This is a genomic window from Francisella philomiragia (genome assembly GCF_018135955.1).
In the GTDB taxonomy this organism is placed as follows: domain Bacteria; phylum Pseudomonadota; class Gammaproteobacteria; order Francisellales; family Francisellaceae; genus Francisella; species Francisella philomiragia.
The window spans coordinates 1,576,185-1,601,429 of sequence record NZ_CP063138.1 but is presented as its reverse complement, the minus strand read 5'-3'; the positions used below and the strand labels follow the sequence as shown (position 1 = coordinate 1,601,429).

Here is a 25,245-nt window from a genome sequence, read left to right as displayed (position 1 = left end):
GTTATTTATGATAAGGGTGGCCTTCTAATATCGTATAAGCTCTATACAACTGTTCAGCAATAATGATACGTACTAGAGGATGAGGGAAAGTCATTTTTGATATGGATATTTTTTCTTTAGCAATATTTTTAATACTTTGATCTATACCATCTGGACCACCAATTAAAATTACAACATTTGGATTATTAAATTTCCAGTTTTGCATTTTTTCAGATAGTTCTTCTGTTGAAATTATTTTAGAGTTAACATCAAGAATTACTAAGTGATCAGAATCGCTAAGTTTAGTAAGGATAGTTTTAGCTTCTTGTTCCATCCAAAGTTTGGGATTACCAGTTTTAGTTCGTTTAGCTATTGGTAATTCAATCAGTTCAAGCGGGATTGATTTACTTAGGCGCTTTTTGTACTCATCATAACCTTCGCTAACCCATTTTGGTGGTTTTTCTCCTAAAGAGAGTATTCTTATTTTCATAAACTATCTCGTAAAGCATATAAGATTTTCATTTGAAAGTTCTAAGTTAAATTTGTAGTCAGCTACATTGAACTTTTTAATATCACTAATATTTTCTATCCTATTTTCAAGAATGTATCTTGTCATCAAACCGCGCGCTTTTTTTGCATGAATCCCTATAGTCTTATATGTACCGTTTTTATTTTCCTTAAAATCAATATCTAGCCATTTTGCATCTAAAGACTTTTTATCTATTGCTTGGGAATATTCATTAGAAGCAAGATTTATCAAAACTTTATTTTGTTGCTGGCTGAAGTATTCATTTAATTGAGCTGTGACCTTATCTTGCCAATACTTATATAGAACTTCTCCATCAATTTTAATTTTTGTACCCATTTCTAATCTGTAAGCTTGCATTAAATCAAGAGGGCGTATCAGTCCGTATAGTCCAGATAACATCAAAAGATGATTTTGAGCATATTCGATAGTTTCTTTATCTAATGTATCTGCCTCAAGACCTTTGTAAACGTCTCCACTAAATGTGAAAATAGCAGCTTTTGAATTTAACTCGCTATAACTCTTAGGGTTAAAGTTATTATGTTTAGTAAATACTTCTTCAGCTAGTTTAGGACTAATTTTCATTAGCTTTTCAATCTCATCAAGCTCATAGTGTTTAAGGGTATTTATAAGCTTGGTTATTTGATCTTTGAATATTGGTTGTGTAAATTGATACTTTACTGTTGCGGTTTCAAAATTTTGACTTTTAGCAGGCGATATAACTATTATCATAATATTTGTCGAATTTAACTATTTTTGATAATAATACCAATTTATCTTAGATAATGGAATTTGCTTTGTTAGCTTGTAATTTTAGGATATATCTAGTAATATACCTAACGCTGACTTGGTTTCCACGCAATGATAAATTGTGAACCCCGCCAGGTCCGGAAGGAAGCAACGGTAACTTTTGATTCATGTGCCGTGTCAAGGCTAAGTCAGCACTTTTTAGAAAAAGTCAGTATTTTTGATCATAAATTATATATAATGTTTTTACTGTATGAATTGTTTAAACTTTATAAATGCTTAGTACAAAATCAAATATAAAATATCAGGTATTTGTTTACCTTTTGATATTCACTTATTTTTTAATTATAAATCTGTGTCAACCTTTGATGATGGATGATCTTTGGCGTTCAAATGTAAATGCTCTTCATGATGGAACTGTATGGTTTCACATTAGAAGTGACTATTTCTATTGGACTGGTAGAGTTTCGGCACAATTACCAGTTTATATTCTTTTTAACAAAAGTTACCCTTCTTTGATTTATGTTGTAGATATGCTAAATGCACTTGCACTAACAGTGTTGTTTGTTTACTTATATAAATTAATATTTAGAGATCAAGTTAGTATTCTATCTAGAAAATTCATTATATATGCTTGTCTATTTATGGGTTACTTCATAGAAAATACTTTTTTAGGCAATGCAATGTGGAAGACCATAGGCATTCAATATCTTTGGGGCATTAGCTTGCTTGTATGGGTTTTTTATTTTCTTTTCGTAAAGAACAAGCACTCAAAAGTATTAAGTATTATTTTGGGTATTTTTCTTGGTTTATATAATGAAGCATTTTTCATGGTAATTTTTACCATTTGTTTTTACTATATAATTCATCAAATTGTCAAAAAAGATAAACTAAATAAGAATACTTTATATTTTGTTATACCATTTATAATTGCGGGTATTGTGATGATGATAGCACCCGGAAATTTTGCCAGAACTAGTGGTATGCTTGCTGGGCAATCTCTTTTAGGGTATATATTTCATAATTTATTTGATATAACTATAAAGTTTTTTTCAAAATTTGAACTTTCACTACCATTTATTCTTTCTATATTTATGGTTTTTGCTTTTGAAAAGGATATAAAAACTAAGGTTCTTACAATTTTATGCTTAGTATCGATTTCTCTGACAACATTTCTTATTATGTTTGGTTTAGAAATACGAGTTGAAATGCTATACATGCTTATATATTTTTATATCATATGCAAATACTTATTTCGTTCAGGTTTTTCATATTTATTTGATAAGTTATATTTATTTTTTGTTGTCGCTTTATTATTTTTTGTAGTTAAGTTTTTTTATGCTTATCTTCAATTAGGTTATTACAATCATCTTAGAATGGTTGATGTAAGGCATTATCAACAAATACATGAGAAAAATATACTTTTACCAAGTTTTCATCTGATGAGACACACGGGTGTAGTTTATTTTGAGCTTATGGAATATTCAGATGATCCAGAATATATTAAAAGTCAAGGCTGGAACAATGAGCAGTTTGCACAATATTATGGCTTTGATAGTGTCTTTACAAAATAGGATATATCAAAAAAATTATTGATCTAAATCTGTTATGTTAATAGTATAGTTATAGTGATAGTTGTGAATAGTTATCTTTTTATTATTATCACTGTATTTTATCGTTAGAATTTTTTTGCCGTCTTTAGAAGTTAAAATCCTTTCATTTGTTTTTTCTGATACGCTAATGCTTGTATTAGCAAACATCTCTTTGACAATATCGACAGGGGCTTGGCTTATAATAAACTCTGTGAGGCTTTGTTTAACACCAATATTTTGGTTTGGCATTGGCAGGCTACTACTTTGGATATCTTTGCCATTATAATCAAGTTTAAATAAAGAACCTCCCCAAGCTGATAACGCTACCATTATGATATGTTTTGAGTTGGCTTCAATAATCATATTTGTTGTTAGATTTTTTTGTTTGCCATCTTTATCATAATAAGTAGCAGAGACTATTTGCGATATTGTTTTATCAATACCTAGTTGTTGTGGCTGGGGTAGTGTTACAGTTGTATCTGGTGTTATAGCTACCTTTACATCGATTTGCTGTTTTGTTTGCAACAATGAGCAACTGCTTAAAAAGATGAATATAAAAATAGTTGAAAGAATTTTACTTTTCATAACCTTGTACCTTAATTGCTATAGGAGCTAATAAAAATGCTACCGAAATACCTATTAATACAGTTAGACCAAAATATTCAATAGCTGGAGTATTACTTAACGCCAAAAGCCCAAATGATAGTATAGTAGTAATAGCTGATAGTGCCAATGCTAGCATAGTACTACTGAATCTATTATGACTCTCAGCTAAGAATAAAACATAATCCATACTTATTCCTAAAACAAGTATTATCGCAAGGATGCTAAATAATGTCAGAGGAATATTTAGTAATCCAAGAAATGCTATAGATATTAGACATGATAATAATGGTACTACAATATAGACTATAGATTTTCTAAAAGAATATCTAAGAGTTAATCCTAACCATAGTAAGACAAATACAATTGCCATTATGTAAGAAATCATATTACGATAATGACCAAAAATATCACTTATCTGACTTACCTTATCAACAATATAAACATCCTCGATAGAGCTAAATAAATTTTGTAGTTTAGTAATATCAATATCTTTTGAAAGTGCTATTGCCACAGCTTTATAATTATTTGGCTGGTCTCCTAACCACAAAAATCTCATCTGTGCTGAAACAGGTTTATCTAACCATGCAGATAGTTCCAGAGGCTTAAATTTTGTGTTTTTAATTTCATCTATAACTTTTACTTGTTGAGCCTCTGAGAAACCTATTTGTTTAAGGTACTCTTGTGGATATTTGGTATTAATAAAGTTTTGTATAAGATTATAGTTTTGTTGCTGCTGCTCTAAGCTTGGTACATAGTCACTTATGCTAATTAGTGGATTTTTAATATTAGCAAAGTTGCTACGAATAATGCTTGTTACATGATTAGCTTTTGACAGAAGGGTATTATCATTTTTAGCTAATACGATAATATAGCTGAGACCTATATCACTGCCAATTATGTTTTTAAGCTGTTGTTCTTCATCCTTGAGCTCTTTAGGAGTTGATTGTAATATATGAATATCATCATTTGGCTTTATTTTATATATTCCTGCAATAATTATTATCACTAGGGCTAGTAAGATCAGAATAATTTTTTTTGTACTAATATTTTTCCACAGATTTAGATATTTATCCGTAAGCCTTAATAGAGGAATACTCTTATGGCTTTTTGATTTGATATTGATAATATATGGGAAAAAGCATATCACTGTTAGGTATGACACAGCTAAGCCAACGATACCAAAAACTGCTAGTTGATGTAGTCCAGGAAAAGGTGCAATTGCTATAACTAAAAAAGCTATAATAACATTTAAAAGTCCTAATGTTATGCCTTTGAAAATACGATTTAGTCCTGTTTTTGGAGTCCAATTAGCATCAGCTAAAAGCTTTTCAGAATAGTAAAAGAAAGCATAGTCGACAGATATACCGATCAAACTTGCACCGAAAACTAGCGTAAATAAGAAGACACTACCAAATATATAGTGTGTAACAACAAACGCAGCAATAAATCCACAAAGTATTGAAAATAGTGTAAAAAAAAGTGGAATAATTGATCTAAATGTTAGAATTATCAAAATCAAGACGCCTATCATAGAGCCAATACCAATAGTATTTATCTCATGATGAGCATCTTCGGCTCCAGCATTTGCATAAAAGAGCATTCCAGTTTTTAGAACACTAATATGATTTGATTTAATCTGTTTGATAGCATTATTAATGCTTTTGATAATTTCAGTTTGAGTTGTTAATGAAAAGCTTTGTCCTTTAATTTCGGCTTTAATAAGAACATAATAAGTATTGTTTTTTTCAGCTACTAGAAAGCCATTTCTAAGCTTAAGGTTGGAGCTTGGTTTAGGTAAGTTTAAAAGATAGTTTTGATATGTAAAGAAAGGATCATTATTAAGTAAGTTACGATTAACCACTCCTGTTGGGTTATATATATTTGCTAGAGCATTTTGGTACAATCTTTCATAGTTTTTATCAACTAGTAGTTGTTGGTCTTTATCACTAAGTAATTGTAGCCTGTATGGGAAATAAAATTTTGCCCAAGATAATTGCTGGTTTTGATTTATTCCAGTATTTACTGCTGTGAAGTTATTACTTTGTTCTAGTAAATGGCTAAATTTTGCTGCAGCATTTGTAGCTTTAGTCTGATCTTTAGAACTTATTAAGAATACAACATCATTACTTATACGGTCAGAAAACTTATTTGATGCTGAGGTAAGTTCAGGCGATGTTTCTTGGTTTGGTAACAATGCTAGAATGTTTGTATTTAAGTTTAGTCCTTTTGTAATAATAACTATAAATAGGATTATGCTGCTTAGAACAATTACACCCCAAATAATAAGACGGATAAAATATTTATTAATCATAATATTTAGTTTGTTGTAATATCAAAAAGTTGTATTTTGATTATATTGTCTTGGGTATCAGCAACGTCAATATTTGTAATATATCTATTACCTTTTAGAGTTATCTCTTTTATAGCCTTATTAAGAGGGCTAGATTTCGGTGTGAGGGTGATAGTCCAGTTTTGAGTATTACCATCAAAATTGATATTAAAAAATTCTGATATAGTTTTTGTATCACCTTTAAATACAGACATAAAAACACTTGTGAATGTGAACACTACAGGTTGGTCTTCGCTTGTTAGAACCGTAGGAGGATTATCCATAATAGTTTGTGTAAGCTTATTTTTAGACATTTGCATTGTGGTTTTGATTGGTTGTTGCTGTTGCCATAACAGAGATCCATCATTAGTTAGTTTAAATGTTCCTGAAGATTTTAAACTTGAGTTTAAACCTGCAATTTGTCTGATTTGTATAAATTTACCCGAGATATTAGTATCTTTGGTTAATTGCTTTTCAACTGCTTGGAAGTCTAAATTGCTAGTAAGGTCTGAAGCATACAAAGGAGCCATAATAGTTAAAAAAATGCTAATAAAAGTAAATAGTCTCTTCATCTTCTAATAATCTCTTTTATTTTTTGTTGCCATTGCTGAGGTGTTACGAAACAAGTTTCTTTTTTGTTAATATCAACAGCAAGCTGAGTAGTATAACCTTGACATAACTTTATTTTAGTTAAGCTATCTAAAATAGTATAGTTTATTTTTAACCGGTTCTCGAACTCTATTAGATCACAATAAATATCAATATCTTGTCCAAATCTTGCAGATTTAATAAATTTGGCTTTTATATCAACTATAGGCCAAGCGAAACCATCTTTCTTCATAGCTATATAATCATAGCCAATTTCTTTGAGCATACTACATCTAGCCATTTCAAAGTACTTGATATAATTACCATGCCAAACAATTTCGAGCATATCAACATCAAAAAATGGGATAGTCATTTTGTAAACATGTGTGAATAAACTATCTTTAAGCATTTACTTATTCTCCTTGATGCCAAAAATCAAAAAAATTAAACCATTGTTTTGGATACTTTTTACAATATAATTCAAGCATTTTGGTATATTTTTGTGCATACTTTTCTAAATCTTGTTGTTTTGTTTTTCTATTTAAAATAATGCTATTTTGATCAAACTCTTTGAAAATAAAATCAAAGTTATTACGATCTTTTTTTGGACATAGCATAAAGTATGTAGGGCATTTTAGAATGCTTGCTAATATAAATGCACCTTGCGGGAAAAATGCCATATCATCTAAAAATGATAATCTAAGATTTCTCTCTGGTTTAGTTACAGAAGTTCTATCTGCAGGTATAACGATAAATTCACCATTAGCAACACGCTCATATAACTCAATTGCTAGATCTGGAGTAACATCTTGTATACATATCATATTGATCGAGTATTTAGGATTAATCTTTGTCAAAAGTTTGTTAAATGTAGGAGCTTGCTTGCTAAATACTAGAGCATTTATCTTCATACTATTATCAAAGTCTGCCAATGATCTTGCAACATCAAGATTACCAAGATGAGCCGTAAAAATAACACCACCTTTTTGTGATTTGATAGCTTGGTTCATGGTTTTGCGATCTTGTACTGAGAAGTCTACATTATCTATAGTGATCTTATTACTCCAAACAGCTATTTTATCTATAACCATTTCACCAAATGCTAAAAAATGTCTAAAACTATAAAACCATAATTTTGAAGTTTTAATATTTTTATCGAGGTGTTTAATATATTTAAAAGAATAGTTACGTGCATTTTTGTACAATAAAAAATAATAGATCATAACTACTGACATGATTGAGTAGGTGAGTCTACGACCTAATAAACGAAATAAAATAAAAGTAGTTCTAAGTCCAAATAGACCACCGGCTTCTTTTATCTTAGTCCAATGTTTCACCTGATTTTTCTCCATAATAATATTGGTAATCTAATAATCATACCGGTAACTAATTTTGTATGAGTCCAAGATATCCTGACATTATCTCGAAACATTCTAAAATTGGAGTAACCATCTTGAGGGTAAATTACTTTCGTATTTATATAGACTATAGGAAGACCTAGCCAGTACATTCTCACGATTACATCTATATCGAAATCCATCTTCACTGAGAAAGTTTTTTTCTGCATAAGCTTTGTATAAGCCTCTAGTGGATATATACGAAAACCACACATTGATTCTTTGAGATCAAACGATAGAGTTTCTATTGCTACCCAAAAATTTGTAATTTTTCTACCATGAAGTCTACTTTTGGGAATACTATCATCATAGATAGGCATACCAGATATTAGTGCATGAGGGTTTTGCTGCATTGCTTGTATAAATTTAGGGATATCGGTCGAATCATGCTGACCATCAGCATCTATTTGAAGCATATGTGTATAACCTATTTTAAAAGCTAAATTGGCACCATAACTTACAGCAACACCTTTACCTTGATTTTTATCAAGTGATTCTGTCAAAACAATATTATTAAATTCATCAGCAACTTCTCTCATGATTTGTTTAGTGTTATCTTGGCTACCATCATTTATAAGTATGATAGGTAAGTCATATCTAGCGATATTCTTAATGGTGTTAGGTAGTTGCTTTCCATGGTTATAGATTGGTACTACAATACATAAATTACAATCACTACTACTACTCATATTTTATTTTACCCTGAGATGCTACTTGATTATTGACAGAAATTTCAAAAGTAATTGTATTGTTGTTATTTGTGATTTTTATTTCTATATCATCATTAGGTAATATAACTTTTTTGAATTTTACTTGTGGAATATTACCAAAAGAGAGTTTATTAATACCGAATATCTGGCTTGCCAAATTTATAACAAAATCAACTTGAGCAATACCCGGTAAAATGGCCTGCTCTTGAAAGTGACCTTTAAAAAAATCGCACTCGTGGAGTACTTGCGCCGATACTAAAACACAGCAATCATCAATATTTTGTATATTATTTATCTTAAGATGTTTGTTCATAGTTTATTTCGCCATAAATTTTAAATAAAGTCTCCCTAATAAGCTTAAATCTTATCAAACTTATAAGCTCTAACCTATTTAATTGTCATCTAATAATTCAACTAATAGTTCTAGAGTTCTTTTTCCTTGAGAGTTAGTCGGTATTTCAGTTACAAAGCGCCATTGTTTAGGTATAACTACATTTGAGTAATAGTTTAATAGATAGCTCTTTATTTGTTTAATTAAATTTTGTTTACCAAAATTTTGTAATAAGTCTTGTCCAGCTTGATTTAGACATATTATTGCTGCTATATATTCACGATAGCTTTGACGCTTGATACATACACAATCTTGTATTAAGTCATAATCAATTAATATATTTTGCATTTGTGATATTGATAAACGATTACCAGCAATTTTGACAATCTTATCGACTCTACCTTTTAGTTCAAATTTATCGTTGTATAATGCAACGATATCTGACATTAGTTGTTTTTCTTGCTTAAAAAAAGGAGATCTAACAACTAGTTGATCAGACTTTGTAGTAATACAAACATTATCAAAAGGCTTCCATAGTTTATCAATTAACTGTTGTCTATACGCAATAACTCCAGTTTCACTACTGCCATAAGCTTCAAGAATAGGGATGTTGTAACTATTTTGAAATTTAATCGCGATATCGGTATTTAATGCACTAGCTGATGAAATGAGCAAAGAGTTAGTGATAGGACTACTGATACTATCATCAAGGTGAGAAATAATTACAGGAGTCGTTATCAAAATATTGTTATCTTGAAGTAGCTTTTTGTGGATAAGTTCGGGTACAAATAGCCTTTCTGTGTGGATGATTTTTGGGTATAGCAGTGGCCATATTATAGCCCAGCTAAAGCCATATAGGTGCTGGTGTGATACTGTTGTGAGCACATCGATATTCTTAAGATTAAAGCTTTGTATGACACTGTTGATCGCGGAAGACTCTTGTTCAAGATTGTCTATGGTTTTGCTATAGCTTTTATATTCACCAGTAGATCCAGATGTGAAAAATATAGTTTCACAATCTTTTAATGTATATTCATTGATGATTTTTGCTGATAAATTAAGATCATTATCAGTTATTAAAGAGTCGTAATATTTTGCAAGCTTGGCAATTGTGCCAGGTTTGTCATTTGGTATCATTATAGTAGTTTTACCTAAAAACTGACATGCTATCCATGTGCAACAAAATAAGTACATATCATCAATAGATAACGCAACTTTGCAACTATTACTTAGAATGATATCAAGATGATTAGCTAAAGTTTTTATATCATTTAAAAACTCTTTTGCGATAATATTATTTGAATCTTTGATAAATATGATTTCAGAAGGATTTTGTGCATAAAATTCTAGTATTGATTTAAGCGTGCTTTTCAAAATATCTCCTAACAACAATTCTAATTATAATTTCACTAAGCATCATTAATCCTATAAGGATATAACTGATAAAACCGTTATAAAGTGTCCAAAATTGTATCGAACCTAATATAATAATATATGTTGAAATACTGGCATTTATAGCAAAAAACACACACCAAGCTAATGTTGCATACCATGTGTATTTTATTGCATAGTCTGGTAGAGGCTCTTTGCTCATGCGAATTGCAAGTTTTGTAATCAGGCTTTTGTCTTGGAATAATGAATAACAAAAAACACAGAAGAGGCTAACACTTACAAAGACAGGGTATAGTAGCATAACGGTAATATTATCTACAATGATAGCTATACCTGCAAGAAGTATCCCTACAACAGTAATAAGTTTCCAAGTGATGCTAGGATCTTTTTTTAAAATTAGTAATCTTAGTATAAATATTAAGATGACAATTAAGCCAAGATACTTTATCGAGAGTGAATTTAGGCCAATATAGACTATAAATGGATATAGTATAATTATTATCAATATAAAGAATTTAAGTAGAGATTTCATTAAGTGTGTATTTAGTCTTGTGCTAGAGCTGCAATTATAGTGTCAACAACATCCCCAACAGTACGAACAGATTTAAATTCCTCAGGTTTAAACTTGCGACCTGTGAAGTTTTGCAGTTGTACTACTAAATCAACAGCATCAATACTATCTAAATCAAGATCTTCGTATAGTGTTGAATCGAGAGTGACATCATCCTTATCTATTTCAAAAAGATTATTAAGAATATCCTGTAATTGTGCGAAAATTTGTTCTTTAGAAAAGCTCATCAGTATATCCTTAAGATTTATTTTCTTCTACAAATTTAGCCAAAGATGCCACAGATTCAAAGTGTTTTTTGACATCTTCATCAGCAACTTCAAGACTTATATTATAGCGTTTTTTTAACGCAACCCCTATCTCTAAAGCGTCTATTGAATCTAGTCCTAAACCATCTCCAAAAAGTGCTTCATTAGCATCTATTTCATCAGCTGTAATATCTTCAAGATTTAAGACCTCGATGATCATTTCTTTTATTTCTTGTTGCATGTTTTAAAGTACCTATTTTATAAAAAATCTAATTTAGTAGAGAGATTATACTGTAAAAATTTAGTTAGCCTACGAGCAGCTAGAGATGGTATCCCATCTGCCTCATCAATAAAATCTTGAGGATTAACCTTATCTCCAACAACTACTCTAAACAACGGCGTTGTTTCGGCAATGTTATACCATTTGGTATTTTTTGTCAAAGTAACAGGAGAGCATGAGATATGTATCATTCTTATAGGAGCATTTGTTCTAATTGCTAGTTGCGCGGCACCTCGTTTTAGTTTTGGTAACTGGTTGGGACTAGTTCTGGTACCTTCTGGGAACATTAACAAATTTCTACCTTCTGCAAATATTTCATTTAAGCGTGAGAATGTTTGGTCAGGATTGATATTCGGGATATATCCAGCTGTTTCTATTACATGCTTGTAATATGGGTTTTCCCATAAGCTTTGTTTGACAATATTATCGCAAAGCTTGAGTCTAGACACTATTGCAACATAGTCGATTAAAGTAGGATGATTAGCTATGAAAATACAACCTTGATCTTGATATAGTTTTTCAATACCTTCAAATTCAAATCGAATAATTCTAAAATGATGAATAATTCCAATAAAAATCTTAAAACCAATGTTTATAGTGTGTTGAGCATGTATTGTGCGAGCACTTTTATCTTTTATAAATATTCTGACTAGAGGGAAGTATATATAACCTAATATTGCTCCAAAAAAGCTAAATAAAAAGAAACATATTCCTGTAGCAATTCTGCGATAAAATCTATTTAAGTATTTATACATAATTACATCTTCTATATAGATATACTCTTCAAAAATAATGGATTAAGTTCATTACAAGCATACCAGTTTGCAAAAATAATTGCAGAAGGGAGTCGATTAAATTTTTGTAATAATGTTTTGTTGTTATTAATCTCTAATTTTAAGCCCATACTTGACTGTGATAGTGGTTCTCTTGATATGACAAAACTAATTCCATAAGCAAGATTATCTGAGATATTAAGTTCATCAAAGATTTCTGGCACATTATCATCATAACAAGTAAACAAAACATTATCATAGTCTTGTAACTGTGTGATAGCGTCAATTAAACCCATTTCAAAAGTCTCGGTACCAGCAGCTATTGAGTTAAAAGGTATTTTTAGTTTTTGTTGAATTGATAGAAGTCCAGAAGGTGTATTATGCACAGATTGAGAAAATGCGTTTGGTGAAAGGATTTCTTGATTAGAAATATCTTTAAATATAGATAATGTATTTGCTAGTTCACCATGTTGAGATGCAAATACTACGGCATCTATTTTATACTTATGTAGTTGAGGTATGGATACTGAAAGAGCGATTTTGCTAGATTTACTACATCTTCTTCTCATTGCTGCAGCTATGAGGCTAGTATCGATGTTGATGTCCTGTTTTATCATTTCAAGGTATGATATATCTTTAAAATTTGATATGTCGTTTTTTCCTTGAGCTATGGCTAAAACCGAATCTATATAAAATCTCATCCAATATGCTACTTTATTCTCTTTACTAGAATCTATCATATTGAAGTAAAAAAATGTATATCTATAACCTTTTTAAGTATTAAATACAGTTAACATACACTTAATTGTATTTAAACTAATCCTAATTGTATTTATACTTACAGGAAGTTATTCAAAATTATACAGAATATGAGTGGCAATGAAATCTATCTGAATTCGCTGGGTATAATCAATTGTTTAGGTGATTCTAAACAAGCTGTTTTGCAATCATTGCTTAGTAATCAAACTGGCTTGGTAACTGATAAGAATCTATTGTCGGGTCGCAAGACAATTGTAGGGCAAATAAATGATAAGATTCTCCCAGAAATTCCTCCACGATTAAAAGAATTTGATTGTCGTAATAACCAAATGGCTCTTCATGCCTGTATGCAAATAAATCATGATATAAGTCGAGTAATAGATAAATATGGAGCTGATAGAGTGGCTGTGGTTTGCGGTACTAGTACATCAGGTATAGATAATGGTGAACGAGCTTTAACTAAAAAGTTTATATCAGGTCAATTCCCCAAAGAATTTAGCTACAAGCAAGAAGAAACTGCAGGTCTTAGTGAATTTTTGAGGGAGTATTATAATCTTGAAAATATTGCTTTTACTATCTCAACAGCTTGTTCATCAAGTGGTAAAGCATTTGCCTCAGCTGCTAGATTATTAAAACAGAATTTGTGTGATGCAGTTATTGTTGTTGGTTGCGATACTCTTTGTGAATTAACATTAAATGGCTTTGATTGCTTAGATGCGATATCTCAGAACTTGTGTTTACCTTTTCATAATCAAAGAGATGGTATAAATATAGGTGAAGGCGCTGCAGCCTTTATTATGTCTAGAGATTGCTCAGAAATAGTACTTTTAGGCGTTGGGGAATCATCAGATGGTTATCATATTACAGCACCAGATCCTAGTGGTGAAGGTGCTAAATTAGCTATGATACAGGCGTTGAGCTCTGCAAATCTAGCTCCTGATGATATCGGTTATCTAAATTTGCATGGTACAGCAACCATACTAAATGATAATATGGAAAGTAATGCAGTAAGGGATATATTCAAAGCACCTGTTGCGTGTAGCTCTACTAAATCTTTAACAGGTCATACACTAGGTGCAGCGGCGGCTACAGAGGTAGGGATATGTTGGCTATTATTATCAGATAATTATAATCCTAACAAAAAACTACCAAAGCAATACGATTCAGATAAGGATATTATTTCTGATATTGGTATAATAACTAGTGATATTCGATACCGAAAGCCAAATTTCATGAGTAATTCGTTTGCTTTTGGCGGTAATAACGTAAGTGTAATTATAGGAAAGAAATAGATGCATAATATTGCCGATTTGATACCCCATGAACCACCTATGAGACTTGTTGATGAGTTTATCGCTTTTGAAGACAATACAGTACACTGTAGAACCATTGTGACTAATGGCAATATATTCTTCGATAAGCAATTAGATGGTATACCACACTGGGTAGCGGTTGAAATCATGGCTCAAACGGCTGCTTCCTATGGTAGAGCTAATAAGCTTGCTGCATCTGACGCTAGTACCAATGAACCTCCAGTAGCATTTTTACTCAGTGTGAGAGGTTACAAGACAGATGTTAAAAGATATAAAACTGGTAGTGTTTTAGATATATTTGCTGAATGTATTATTCTTGATAAAGGGACAGGGGTATTTAGTTGCAAAGTATTGTTGGGTCAACAAGAAGTTGCATCACTTACGATCAATGCCTATCAGCCACAAAGTTTTGAAGATGTAAAAAAAGTTATTAGTAGAGAAATATAAAATATGAAAAGAATATTAGTCACAGGTGCGAGTAAAGGAATCGGTAAGGCTATAGCACTGAAACTTGCGGCTGAAAATAGGCATATAACTATACACTATAATACGGACAAAGTTGGTGCTGAAAACGTTCGTGATAGTATTCTTGATAAGGGTTTTCAAGCTGATATTATAAGTTTTGATATCTCTAATAATCAGCAGACAGAACAAGCTATTGGCGAGTATATCGAAAATCATGGTGCATTTTATGGAGTGATTAATAATGCCGGTCTTTGTAGAGATACTGCATTTCCAGCAATGACAAAAGATGATTGGTCAAGAGTTATAGATACTAATCTGGATGGTTTTTATAATGTTTTAAAGCCTTGTATTATGCCAATGATACAGCTTAGAAAAGGTGGCAGGATTATTACTATGGCTTCTGTATCTGGTATCGTGGGTAATCGAGGACAGGTCAATTATAGTGCTGCAAAAGCTGGTATTATTGGAGCAACAAAAGCTTTGGCTGTAGAGTTAGCAAAAAGAAAAATTACAGTAAATTGTATAGCACCAGGTTTGATAGATACAGAAATGACGGATGATATTGAGCATTATGATGAGATTATCAAACATATACCAATGAAAAGAGCAGGTAGTGTAGAAGAGGTGGCAAGCTTAGCAGAGTATCTGATGTCGGATGCTGCAGCTTATATAACAAGACAGGTGATTTCTATTAATGGAGGACTTGCTTAATGCATAGAGTTGTTGTTACTGGTATGTCAGGCGTTACAGCTCTTGGTAGTGATGCTGATACTATTTTTGAATCACTATTAGCTGGAAAAGTCGCAACTAAGAGAATGCCGTGGGATGATATTCAAGGTCTTAATACTAAACTTGCTGCTCCTGTAACAGATTTTAAAATGCCAAATTATTCTCGTAAAAAAATACGTGGTATGGGTATGGTGTCAAAGTTAGCAACCGTAGCAACCTCGCAAGCATTAGCAGATGCTGATTTACTTGATAAGATAGATATATTAACTAGTGGTAGAACAGGCGTTGCTTATGGATCATGCTCTGGCAGCCCACAACCATTGTCTGATCTTTTGATGATTCTTACTGACAAAAAAATTGGTAATGTTAATGCAACAACTTATATCAAAGGTATGAGTCATACTTGTGCAGTTAATATAGCTTTATTCTTTGGATTAACTGGTAGATTAATCCCGACATCTAGTGCATGTACCTCAAGTAGTCAAGCTATAGGATATGCTTATGAAGCTATTAAGTATGGTATGCAGGATGTGATGGTTGCTGGTGGAGCCGAAGAGCTTTGTGTAAGTCAAGTTGCAATATTTGACACATTATTCGCGACAAGTCAGATGAATGATACGCCAAGTCTTGCACCTAAACCTTTTGATAGAGATAGAGATGGCTTAGTCATAGGAGAGGGAAGTGCTACTTTGATATTAGAGTCATTAGAGCATGCTCAACAGCGTGGAGCAAAAATTTATGCGGAGGTTGTAGGTTATGGCACAAATTGTGATGCTGAGCATGTTACGCAGCCAACAGCCGAAAAAATGCAGATTGCTCTTAAACTTGCTTTAGAAGATGCACAGATAACACCTGATATGATAGGTTATGTCAATGCTCATGGTACATCGACAGAGGTTGGAGATATAGCTGAGAGTATTGCTACGCGTGAAGTTTTTGCTAGGGATATTAGTATAAGTTCATTAAAGGGCTATTTTGGTCATACGTTAGGTGCTAGTGGCTCGCTTGAAGCATGGCTAACTATAGAGATGATGAATAGAGGTGTATTTATCCCAAATGTGAATTTACAAAATGTAGATCCAAGGTGTGCTAGCTTAGACTATCTTGTAGATAAACAAAATATAGAGACTGAGTATGTGATGACTAATAACTTTGCTTTTGGCGGAGTTAATACATCTTTGATTTTCAAAAAATTTTAGAATAAAGATTATACTTTAGTCACAAAATTGATATGATATTTAACACAATTTTGTGAAAAGTTATAGGATACATAATATGAAAAAGATATTACTTTCATTGGTTGCTGCAGGCTGTTTTGTTTTACCTTTATCTGTTTATGCTTCGGATGATATTCATGATGTGAGTATCAAGAATGCTATGGAAGTAATGCCTGATAAAGTCAAAAATAAACTTGGCGATTTTAAGTTTTATTTTGGTAAAGATTCTAAGCCATTTGATTATTCAGCTGAAGGAACAATATATACTAGCAAAAGAACTAATGGTACTTTTAAACATTATGAGAAATCTTGTAATTGGGCTTTTTATTCAGCATTAATTGATCTAAAAGAGCAATCACAAGCTGCAGGTGGCAAAGGTGTTGCGGATATTGAATCCAACTGGAAAAATAATCCTACATCAAGTAAAGATACTTATGTTTGTGGTGAGGGTCTCTTAATGTCTGGAGTTGCATTAAAAGGAGTTATTATCAAATAGTATTTTTTTTTAACAGCATAACCTTGATAATGCTTTAATTCCTTGTCTAGGATTTCTCACAAAGGGATTATTTTTATCCCAAGCATATCCCGCTAAGATTGATACAATTTGTTCTTTTATGTTTTTGGTGCTATTTTTATGAAATATTATATCCTGCAAGCTGCCTTCATACCAAGCGCTAACAAATTCTCTAAAAGTATTTATACCTATATACAACTCATCAACAAATTCCTTTTGCCAATCTACATCTATACCCCTTAGATGTCTATCAAGAGCATTTGCTGCTAAGGATGCTGATTTAACGGCAATGGTTATACCTGATGAAAATACAGGGTCTAAAAATTCAGCGGCATTACCAAGCAATGCAAATCTTTCGCCATAAAGTTTAGAAACATTTGATGAGTAACCTTTGATAGTTTGAACATCAGATCTAAGTATTGAGGCGGATGTTAAGTTTGCTAAATATGGCATTTGCTTTATAAAGCTATCTAGATTTTGTATATTGGTATTGTTATCAATGAAGTTCTCTGGCTTTGCAACTACTCCAATAGATGATGTTCCATCAGCAAAAGGTATTAGCCAGTACCAAATATCTCGATGTTTTGGATGAACGCTTATAAGAATTTTATTGCGATCAAAACTTTCATCGACAATATTATCATCTATATGACAGAAATATGATTGTCGCATTGGAAAGTTAGAAGGTTTCTCAAGATTAAGTAATTTTGGTAGCACTCTTCCAAAACCACTAGCATCAAGTACAAAATCAGCTTCTAATTTATATTGTTCTTGAGTTTCAAGATTTCTGATAGTCAGAGTGATATTATCTCTTTCTTCAGCTACATGGGTAACTTCAGTATTATAGAGTATTTTTGCACCTAGACCTTGAGCCTTATCAGCTAAAGCTTTGTCGAAAATCCCTCGTTTAACCTGAAAAGTATCACCATAACCTGCCGTGAATTTTTGATTAAAATTTATAGAAATAGAGTCTGTATTATTATTAAAAGCAGCTCCATTTTTATGCTGAAATATTGCTTGTTGTTTAATTACATCAAGCATACCAGCTTCTTCAAAATACTGCATTGATTGAGGTAAGAGACTTTCACCTATTGAAAATCTTGGGAATATTTGTCTTTCAATGATGATTACATCATAACCTTTTTTGACTAGTATTGCTGCTGCAACCGAGCCAGATGGACCAGCACCAATTATTGCAACCGTCGTCTTTAAATTATTATTAAGCATGCAAGCCTTAAACTTAGATTTACATCTGAATTTTAGCACTATTATGGATTATTAGATACTTTCATTGCTTATTTTTGCTTATAGTTTATGTATAAATGCTAAGAATAAAGTAGGTGTTTTTATTTTCTAACTTGGCAAGTTGAGCAACCAGTTAAATTTGCTACAAACTTGATTCTAGTTGAGAGATATCTCATTATAGCAATTACAATACCTAATCCAATTATGGCAATTGTACTATATATGATTGATTTGACTGGGGTGTTGAATATATTACCAAGTTGATATACAACTACAGCAGAAGTGTAGGCTATAGTCGAACTCCATAATATAGATAATATTGCCCAACCTCGAGTAGATTCTCTGACTGTGGCACCAATCACCGAGATACATGGTATATATAGCAATACAAATAATAGATATGAAAATGCAGCTAGCCCAGAGCTAAATTTACTTGTCATATTACCCATAGCAGAGCTACTCATATTAGCATCTGCCTCATTACTTGTGATTGGGTTTAGATCCATGTTGAAAAGGTTATCCCAAGTTGTATAAATAGCATTTTTGAAGTTATCGGTAATGCTGTAGCTATCAGGAATACCTTGACTATCATCTTGCGTATAAAGAGTATTTAAAGTACCTACGACAACTTCTTTTGCAAGTATACCTGTCATTAAACCAACAGTAGCTTGCCAGTTGTCATCACTAACTCCCATAGGTGCAAATATTGGGGTTATTTGCTTACCTGCATAGCTAAGAGCAGATTCATTCTTAGTGACATTAATACTATTTAGACTACCAATAATAATAGCTATTGGGACAATAACTTTACCAGCTTTAAGTAGGAATGATTTTAAACGATTCCAGCTATAAAGCATAATTGTACTAAAATGTGGTAAGTGATACTTTGGTATATCCAGTACAAAAGGAGTTGCTTCATTTTTTAGGAATGTAAATTTAATAACATATCCAGTCAAAATTGCAGCGATAATTCCTAGTAAATATAATAAAAATATTACAGATGCTCCGTGCTCTGGAAAAAATGCAGTTGCGAATACCGAGAAAATAGCAAGTCTAGCTCCACATGACATAAATGGCGACATCATAATAGTCATTAAACGATCTTCTCGAGTTTCTAATGTTCTAGATGCCATAATTGAAGCAACATTACACCCAAAACCAACAATCATGGGTACAAAAGCTTTGCCAGATAGTCCTATAGATTGCATAAATCTATCGATAACAAAAGCAGCTCTTGACATATATCCAGAGTCTTCAAGTAAAGATAGAAATATAAACAAGAATCCTATTTGTGGAATAAAAGCAAGAACAGTATTAATACCAGTACCTAAACCTTGAGAGAGTATCATAGTCAACTGTTCAGGTAGACCAATAGCATTTGAGTAGTATGCTACACCATCTATAAATACTGATGCTGTAAAGTCATCAAATAAGGGTTGAACAGCAGATCCAAATGTAATTGAGAAAAAGAACATTAGATACATCATCATAAGAAATACAGGTATACCTAAAAATCGATTCATACATACAGAATCTAATATTTGAGTTACATTTCTACGAGATTTTGAAGTTGTATAATTTACAGTTTTTTCAATAATATCATCAACAATACTATAACGAATTTCAGGTATCTTGTGTCCTGAGTTTGTAATTAGATTAGCATGTTCAGTAAGAAGTGAATCAATATCAATATTTGGAGAGTCATGCTCTAATTGAATAGTTCTACCTTCATAGAGCTCTCCTGCTAACCATAAATTTGCTATATTAGATTGGCGTAGTTGTTGTAATTGATTATCTAATGCTAATATATCTTCGGAGTAGTGAGATCTTAAGTCATAGTGAGGAGTTAATTGTGGCTTTACAAGAGCATTTTTAAGCTCATTTATACCAACACCTTTTGATCCTATCACAGGAAAAATATTTATCCCTAAGAGTTTCGACAAGCCATCAAAGTTAATTATGACGCCATTTTTGTTAGCAACATCAACCATGTTGATAGCTAAAATCATAGGTACATTTAGCTCTAATAGTTGAATAGTCAGATACATGCTTCTTTCAAGATTAGATGCATCTAGCACATTTATGATAGCATCGGGCTTTTCTTGAATAACATAGTTAAAAGCTATTTGCTCATCTATAGAGCTATTATCTGATGCGGATAGACTGTATATGCCAGGAATATCAACAATCTCAACTTGTTGATTGTCAACTTTAAAATATCCTACTTTTTTATCTACTGTAACACCAGACCAGTTTCCAACTTTTTGGTTAAGTCCTGTAAGGACATTAAAAATTGTTGTCTTACCACAATTTGGATTACCTACTAAGGCATATCTCATGATTTGATCTCCTCTAGATCTAATAAATCTAGCTCTTTTATACGTATTGAAATATCAGCATTTCTCACGCTGACTTGGCATGGACCACCAAAAATAGCTTTGCGCTTAATCTCAAGAATTTTTCCAGGTAATAGTCCTAAGGATAAAAGTCTATTTCTGTATGCGACAGGACAATTATGGAGATATCCTCTAATTAAATATTGTGTTTTAGTCTTGTATTTTGACATTTACCAATTCCATAAATGATAATTATTATCAATAATTGTGTAGATTATAGTTTCTACATGCTCTTTTTTCAATAAATCTTTTCTTGGTTGTAACAATTAAATATTTTGGTAGTATTTGAGCAGTGTTTTAGCTATGAATAAGAGATATTTTTTTGTGGCACACCCAGAGGGACTCGAACCCCCGCATCCGCCTCCGGAGGGCGACGCTCTATCCAGTTAAGCTATGGGTGCTATATCTACTTATGTATAAAACCAAAGTAAATTTTATCAAAGATATAATTATACACAAAAGCATATACAAGATAAAAAATAACAAAGCCAATATCAACGATGATAGCTTCTATCAGTCCCATATCTAGCATATAAGCAACAAGCGGAATTGTTACAATCAAAAGTCCAGCTTCAAAAAGAATGGCATGTAATACTCTTATAATAACGCCTCTTTTTGAGCGACACATATCTGCTTTACGCTCGATGGCATCAAAAATATAGTTATAAATGAGATTCCATAACATAGCAATTATAGATACTATGATGGCTAGTCCTGCGATATGAAACATATCTTTATGCAAAACAAACATAGCAAATGGGGTAAATATTAATATACCAAAAAATTCAAAACCAATGGTATGAATTAATCGAGCAGTGAAGCTCATACTTTTCTTTAACAAAATAGACCAGCTTATAGAGAAATAATTTTTATGAAGCAATTCTAACAAAAAAAATACAAAAAAATCTTGAAAATGACTTTTTTGGCTCAATATGTAGTTTTGCAAGTACTTAGAATATGTGGATTTTCTAAGTTGCACAAAATTTAAAACATTTTTAAAGAAACAAAATAACAATAATTAACAAAGGAGTAAGATTGTTATGAACATTCGTCCATTACAAGACAGAGTATTAGTACGTCGTGCAGAAGAAGAAACAAAATCTGCAGGTGGAATTATCTTAACTGGTAGTGCTCAAGAAAAGCCAAGTCAAGGTGAGGTTGTAGCTGTTGGGAATGGTAAGAAATTAGACAACGGTTCTACTCAGCCAATGGATGTCAAAGTAGGCGATAAAGTACTATTTGGTAAATATTCAGGCAGTGAAGTAAAAGTAAATGATGAGACTCTTCTGATGATGAGAGAAGATGACATCATGGGTATTATCGGATAATCAAAAAATCTTACAAATTTCAAAGGAGAAATTAAATATGGCTGCAAAACAAGTTTTATTTTCAGATGAAGCTCGTGCAAAAATGCTAGATGGTGTGAATACTCTAGCTAATGCTGTAAAAGTTACTTTAGGTCCTAAAGGTCGTAATGTTGTTTTAGACAAAGCTTATGGTGCACCAACAATCACTAAAGATGGTGTATCTGTTGCTAAAGAGATCGAACTAGAAGATAAGTTTGAGAATATGGGTGCTCAAATAGTTAAAGAAGTAGCATCTAAAACTGCTGATGTAGCAGGTGATGGTACTACTACAGCTACTGTATTAGCTCAAGCGCTACTTACAGAAGGTCTAAAAGCAGTTGCTGCGGGTATGAACCCTATGGATCTAAAAAGAGGTATTGATAAGGCTGCTGCTAAATTAGTAGAAGAGCTAAAAGTACTTTCTAAGCCTTGTTCAGATACTAAATCTATCGAGCAGGTTGGTACAATCTCTGCTAACTCTGACTCTACTGTAGGTAAGCTTATCGCTGAAGCTATGGCAAAAGTTGGTAAAGAAGGTGTAATCACTGTAGAAGAAGGCAAAGGCTTTGAAGATGAGCTTGATGTGGTTGAAGGTATGCAATTTGATAGAGGTTATTTATCTCCATATTTTGCGACAAACCAAGAGAATATGACTACTGATCTAGAGAGCCCATATATATTACTAGTTGATAAGAAAATCTCTAATATCCGTGAATTACTTCCTGTATTAGAAGGTGTTTCTAAGTCTGGTAAAGCTTTACTAATTATTGCTGAAGATGTTGAGAGTGAAGCTTTAGCTACTTTAGTTGTTAACAATATGCGTGGTGTAGTGAAGGTATGTGCTGTCAAAGCTCCTGGTTTTGGTGATAGAAGAAAAGCAATGCTTGAAGATATCGCAATTTTAACAGGTGCTACAGTTATATCTGAAGATCTAGGTATGAAGCTAGAAGAAGCTAATATGGAGCATTTAGGTACAGCTAGTAGAGTACAAGTATCTAAAGATGACACTACTATCATTGATGGTGCTGGTAACAAAGATGCTATTGTTAATAGAGTTAATCAATTAAAAGCAAATGTTGCTGAAGCTACTTCTGATTATGATAAAGAGAAGCTACAAGAAAGATTAGCTAAGCTATCTGGTGGTGTTGCTGTAATTAGAGTTGGTGCTGTTACAGAAGCTGAGATGAAAGAGAAAAAAGATCGTGTGGATGATGCTCTTCATGCAACTCGTGCAGCTGTAGAAGAAGGTATCGTTGCTGGTGGTGGTGTTGCTCTTATCAGAGCGCAAAAAGCACTAGATGGCTTAACTGGTGATAATGATGACCAAAATCATGGTATCGCATTACTTAAAAAAGCAATCGAAGCACCATTAAGACAGATCGTATCAAATGCTGGCGGTGAGTCTTCTGTAGTTGTTAACGAAGTAAAAGCTAAAGAAGGTAACTATGGCTATAATGCTGCTAATGATACTTATGGTGATATGGTTGAGATGGGTATCTTAGATCCTACTAAAGTTACTCGTTCAGCTCTACAACATGCTGCATCAATCGCAGGTCTTATGATCACTACAGAAGCGATGGTTGCTGAAATCAAAGAAGATGCTCCTGCTATGCCTATGGGTGGCATGGGTGGTATGCCAGGCATGATGTAATAAAGTCTTAATATCCAAAAGTATCTCTTGTTGGATATATTTTGGATATCATCTAAAGACTACATTTCAAATTCTTATATATCTTTTATCTAAAAATTAAATTCATCATTAAAAAATAAGCTTCTAGAATATTTATTCTTAATTATGATGTATATAATCATTCTATGAATTATTAACAAGTAATATATTTTATGGGTTCAATCTCAACAGATAATAAAGTTCTTGGATTAAAAGATGTCACTATAATGGCAGTCACTGCTAACTTTGGTATTCGTTGGATACCTGTTGCTGCGGGTTTAGGAGCATCAGCAATATTTTTTTGGATACTTGGTGCTTTGGTATTTTTCTTGCCATTAGTTGTTATAGCTACACAGTTGTCACGTAAGTATCCTGATGAGGGCGGTATGTATGCTTGGACTACTAGAGCTTTGGGTGAAAAATCAGGCTTTATGGTTGCATGGCTTTATTGGATTAATACGATATTTTACTATCCAGCAGTTCTAATATTCTTGGCTACAAATTTTGCTTACTTTATCGGTAAGCCTGAGTTGGTCGAGAATCATTACTATATTACTGTGGTGGTATTAATAGCTTTTTGGTTGATTACGGTAATTAGCTTTTATGGTCTAAAGGCAAATAAATATCTAGTAGATATTGGAGGTATTTTAGGCTCATTTATACCTGCTATTGTGATAATCATTTTAGGGGTGGCAGCATATATAGCCGTAGGGCATAGTGCTACTGATTTTTCTATGGCTAATATAGCTCCTCATGGTAGCTCGTGGGACAATCTTTCTACTTTGACTATTATTATGTTTGCTATGGCGGGTATCGAGATAATTCCTACTTTTGCCAACTCTGTTAGAGATGCTAAGAAAAACCTCTATTATGGCTTGATTTTATCTGCTTTTATATTACTTGGACTATATATACTAGGTACCGTAGCTCTGAATCTGGTAGCATCACCTGATGATATCGGTAAAGCATCTGGTTTGATGACTGCATTTGAGATTATAGGTCATCAATTTCATTGGGCATGGTTTCCTAAACTCATGGCATTTTTATTAACATTTGCTGAATTTGCCGCAGTTAGTATTTGGTTATTAGCACCTGTTATTATGTTTTTTAAATGTACTCCTAAAGGAATTTTGCCGGACTGGTTGCATAAAACTAACAAGCACGATTCTCCAAGAAATGCTTTGATATTTATGGGAGTGTTGGTCACCTTTATAGTCGTATTTACAAACTTGTTGCCATCAGTTGATGCGATGTATCAAATCTTGATCCTTATGGCTACTGTACTTTATTTTATCCCTTATTTATATCTTGTAATCGCTTATATCAAGCTTATGAATCATAAGATAAAATATCTGTTTGCAGTACTAGTTTTTGTATCGACATCATTAGGTATAATATTTAGTTTTCAACCACCAAGCGATATGAATGATGCATATGAGATTGCAATATATGAATCAGAACTAATTTTAGGGCCAATGATTTTTATATTTGTAGGATGGTTTTTGTATAAGTTTAGAAAATAATGG

Annotated in this window: 28 protein-coding genes, 1 tRNA gene and 1 other RNA gene; 10 read left to right on the top strand and 20 right to left on the bottom strand. The window is 32.3% G+C overall.

Annotated elements, in window-relative coordinates; all coding sequences use genetic code 11:
- Window position 1: 1 nt before the first annotated feature.
- On the bottom strand, window positions 2–469 hold the full coding sequence (gene rlmH, locus IMS64_RS07855; RefSeq protein WP_211490362.1) for a 23S rRNA (pseudouridine(1915)-N(3))-methyltransferase RlmH: 468 nt from the start codon (window positions 467–469) through the stop codon (window positions 2–4).
- Between the two features lie 3 nt (window positions 470–472).
- Window positions 473–1,237, bottom strand: coding sequence for a peroxide stress protein YaaA (gene yaaA / locus IMS64_RS07850; protein ID WP_211490361.1), 765 nt, complete (start codon window positions 1,235–1,237; stop codon window positions 473–475).
- A 113-nt stretch (window positions 1,238–1,350) separates the two neighbouring features.
- Here yaaA and ffs point away from each other — a divergent pair.
- An RNA gene (gene ffs, locus IMS64_RS07845) (signal recognition particle sRNA small type) lies at window positions 1,351–1,447 on the top strand.
- Window positions 1,448–1,527: 80 nt separating this feature from the next.
- Window positions 1,528–2,826 (top strand): DUF6056 family protein, encoded by a 1,299-nt coding sequence (locus IMS64_RS07840; RefSeq protein WP_211490360.1) that lies wholly within the window; start codon window positions 1,528–1,530, stop codon window positions 2,824–2,826.
- A 15-nt stretch (window positions 2,827–2,841) separates the two neighbouring features.
- Here IMS64_RS07840 and IMS64_RS07835 read toward each other — a convergent pair whose 3' ends face one another.
- The 13 genes from IMS64_RS07835 to IMS64_RS07775 form a co-directional block, all read right to left on the bottom strand.
- Window positions 2,842–3,429, bottom strand: coding sequence for a DUF3261 domain-containing protein (locus tag IMS64_RS07835; protein ID WP_211490359.1), 588 nt, complete (start codon window positions 3,427–3,429; stop codon window positions 2,842–2,844).
- The gene (locus IMS64_RS07830; RefSeq protein ID WP_211490358.1) at window positions 3,419–5,761 is read right to left on the bottom strand and encodes an MMPL family transporter; all 2,343 of its coding nucleotides are present in this window, start codon (window positions 5,759–5,761) and stop codon (window positions 3,419–3,421) included. The genes IMS64_RS07835 and IMS64_RS07830 overlap by 11 nt, the downstream gene beginning before the upstream one ends.
- A gap of 5 nt (window positions 5,762–5,766) precedes the next feature.
- The gene (locus IMS64_RS07825) at window positions 5,767–6,351 is read right to left on the bottom strand and encodes a LolA family protein (RefSeq protein ID WP_211490357.1); all 585 of its coding nucleotides are present in this window, start codon (window positions 6,349–6,351) and stop codon (window positions 5,767–5,769) included.
- Window positions 6,348–6,776 carry an acyl-CoA thioesterase gene (locus tag IMS64_RS07820; protein ID WP_004287095.1) on the bottom strand — a complete coding sequence of 143 codons (429 nt, stop codon included), beginning with the start codon at window positions 6,774–6,776 and terminating at the stop codon, window positions 6,348–6,350. Before IMS64_RS07820 ends, IMS64_RS07825 begins: the two co-directional genes overlap by 4 nt.
- A gap of 4 nt (window positions 6,777–6,780) precedes the next feature.
- Entirely contained in the window at window positions 6,781–7,704 is a 924-nt protein-coding gene (locus IMS64_RS07815) for a lysophospholipid acyltransferase family protein (RefSeq protein ID WP_244972899.1), read from the bottom strand.
- Complete coding sequence (locus IMS64_RS07810) at window positions 7,701–8,453, bottom strand: glycosyltransferase family 2 protein (protein ID WP_211490356.1); 753 nt, start codon at window positions 8,451–8,453, stop codon at window positions 7,701–7,703. Before IMS64_RS07810 ends, IMS64_RS07815 begins: the two co-directional genes overlap by 4 nt.
- Entirely contained in the window at window positions 8,446–8,787 is a 342-nt protein-coding gene (locus IMS64_RS07805) for an ApeI family dehydratase (RefSeq protein WP_004287097.1), read from the bottom strand. Before IMS64_RS07805 ends, IMS64_RS07810 begins: the two co-directional genes overlap by 8 nt.
- Before the next feature lie 78 nt (window positions 8,788–8,865).
- On the bottom strand, window positions 8,866–10,179 hold the full coding sequence (locus tag IMS64_RS07800) for an AMP-binding protein (protein ID WP_211490355.1): 1,314 nt from the start codon (window positions 10,177–10,179) through the stop codon (window positions 8,866–8,868).
- Window positions 10,163–10,729 carry a COG4648 family protein gene (locus IMS64_RS07795; RefSeq protein ID WP_211490354.1) on the bottom strand — a complete coding sequence of 189 codons (567 nt, stop codon included), beginning with the start codon at window positions 10,727–10,729 and terminating at the stop codon, window positions 10,163–10,165. Before IMS64_RS07795 ends, IMS64_RS07800 begins: the two co-directional genes overlap by 17 nt.
- A gap of 11 nt (window positions 10,730–10,740) precedes the next feature.
- Window positions 10,741–10,995, bottom strand: a complete 255-nt coding sequence (locus IMS64_RS07790) for an acyl carrier protein (protein ID WP_012280472.1) — start codon at window positions 10,993–10,995, stop codon at window positions 10,741–10,743.
- Window positions 10,996–11,005: 10 nt separating this feature from the next.
- Window positions 11,006–11,254: a phosphopantetheine-binding protein gene (locus tag IMS64_RS07785; protein WP_088821643.1), complete on the bottom strand. Its 249-nt coding sequence runs from the start codon at window positions 11,252–11,254 to the stop codon at window positions 11,006–11,008.
- A 17-nt stretch (window positions 11,255–11,271) separates the two neighbouring features.
- Window positions 11,272–12,048 carry a lysophospholipid acyltransferase family protein gene (locus tag IMS64_RS07780; RefSeq protein ID WP_042517466.1) on the bottom strand — a complete coding sequence of 259 codons (777 nt, stop codon included), beginning with the start codon at window positions 12,046–12,048 and terminating at the stop codon, window positions 11,272–11,274.
- An 11-nt stretch (window positions 12,049–12,059) separates the two neighbouring features.
- The gene (locus tag IMS64_RS07775; RefSeq protein WP_244972898.1) at window positions 12,060–12,767 is read right to left on the bottom strand and encodes a beta-ketoacyl synthase chain length factor; all 708 of its coding nucleotides are present in this window, start codon (window positions 12,765–12,767) and stop codon (window positions 12,060–12,062) included.
- Between the two features lie 168 nt (window positions 12,768–12,935).
- Between IMS64_RS07775 and IMS64_RS07770 the strand changes: the two genes are divergently transcribed.
- From IMS64_RS07770 to IMS64_RS07750, 5 genes are all read left to right on the top strand, one after another.
- A complete protein-coding gene (locus IMS64_RS07770; RefSeq protein WP_211490352.1) occupies window positions 12,936–14,117 on the top strand; it encodes a beta-ketoacyl-ACP synthase in 1,182 nt (393 codons plus the stop codon).
- Window positions 14,118–14,585: an ApeP family dehydratase gene (locus tag IMS64_RS07765; RefSeq protein ID WP_211490351.1), complete on the top strand. Its 468-nt coding sequence runs from the start codon at window positions 14,118–14,120 to the stop codon at window positions 14,583–14,585.
- A gap of 3 nt (window positions 14,586–14,588) precedes the next feature.
- Window positions 14,589–15,314, top strand: a complete 726-nt coding sequence (gene fabG / locus IMS64_RS07760; protein ID WP_088821640.1) for a 3-oxoacyl-ACP reductase FabG — start codon at window positions 14,589–14,591, stop codon at window positions 15,312–15,314.
- Window positions 15,314–16,531 carry a beta-ketoacyl-ACP synthase gene (locus IMS64_RS07755; protein WP_211490350.1) on the top strand — a complete coding sequence of 406 codons (1,218 nt, stop codon included), beginning with the start codon at window positions 15,314–15,316 and terminating at the stop codon, window positions 16,529–16,531. The genes fabG and IMS64_RS07755 overlap by 1 nt, the downstream gene beginning before the upstream one ends.
- Before the next feature lie 76 nt (window positions 16,532–16,607).
- Window positions 16,608–17,045 carry a hypothetical protein gene (locus IMS64_RS07750; protein ID WP_035736865.1) on the top strand — a complete coding sequence of 146 codons (438 nt, stop codon included), beginning with the start codon at window positions 16,608–16,610 and terminating at the stop codon, window positions 17,043–17,045.
- A 9-nt stretch (window positions 17,046–17,054) separates the two neighbouring features.
- Here the strand turns inward: IMS64_RS07750 and IMS64_RS07745 are convergent, their stop codons facing one another.
- From IMS64_RS07745 to IMS64_RS07725, 5 genes are all read right to left on the bottom strand, one after another.
- Window positions 17,055–18,290: an NAD(P)/FAD-dependent oxidoreductase gene (locus tag IMS64_RS07745; RefSeq protein ID WP_211490349.1), complete on the bottom strand. Its 1,236-nt coding sequence runs from the start codon at window positions 18,288–18,290 to the stop codon at window positions 17,055–17,057.
- Window positions 18,291–18,409: 119 nt separating this feature from the next.
- Window positions 18,410–20,647, bottom strand: a complete 2,238-nt coding sequence (gene feoB / locus IMS64_RS07740) for a Fe(2+) transporter permease subunit FeoB (RefSeq protein WP_211490348.1) — start codon at window positions 20,645–20,647, stop codon at window positions 18,410–18,412.
- A complete protein-coding gene (locus IMS64_RS07735; protein WP_004287111.1) occupies window positions 20,644–20,874 on the bottom strand; it encodes a FeoA domain-containing protein in 231 nt (76 codons plus the stop codon). The genes feoB and IMS64_RS07735 overlap by 4 nt, the downstream gene beginning before the upstream one ends.
- Before the next feature lie 155 nt (window positions 20,875–21,029).
- Window positions 21,030–21,105, bottom strand: a tRNA-Arg gene (locus tag IMS64_RS07730).
- A gap of 5 nt (window positions 21,106–21,110) precedes the next feature.
- Window positions 21,111–21,530 carry a PACE efflux transporter gene (locus tag IMS64_RS07725; RefSeq protein WP_012280483.1) on the bottom strand — a complete coding sequence of 140 codons (420 nt, stop codon included), beginning with the start codon at window positions 21,528–21,530 and terminating at the stop codon, window positions 21,111–21,113.
- 214 nt (window positions 21,531–21,744) lie between these two features.
- Here IMS64_RS07725 and IMS64_RS07720 point away from each other — a divergent pair, with 214 nt between their 5' ends.
- From IMS64_RS07720 to IMS64_RS07710, 3 genes are all read left to right on the top strand, one after another.
- Entirely contained in the window at window positions 21,745–22,032 is a 288-nt protein-coding gene (locus IMS64_RS07720) for a co-chaperone GroES (protein WP_004287113.1), read from the top strand.
- A 37-nt stretch (window positions 22,033–22,069) separates the two neighbouring features.
- Window positions 22,070–23,701, top strand: a complete 1,632-nt coding sequence (gene groL / locus IMS64_RS07715) for a chaperonin GroEL (protein WP_004287114.1) — start codon at window positions 22,070–22,072, stop codon at window positions 23,699–23,701.
- Window positions 23,702–23,892: 191 nt separating this feature from the next.
- Entirely contained in the window at window positions 23,893–25,242 is a 1,350-nt protein-coding gene (locus IMS64_RS07710; protein ID WP_211490347.1) for an APC family permease, read from the top strand.
- The last annotated feature ends 3 nt before the right edge of the window (window positions 25,243–25,245 follow it).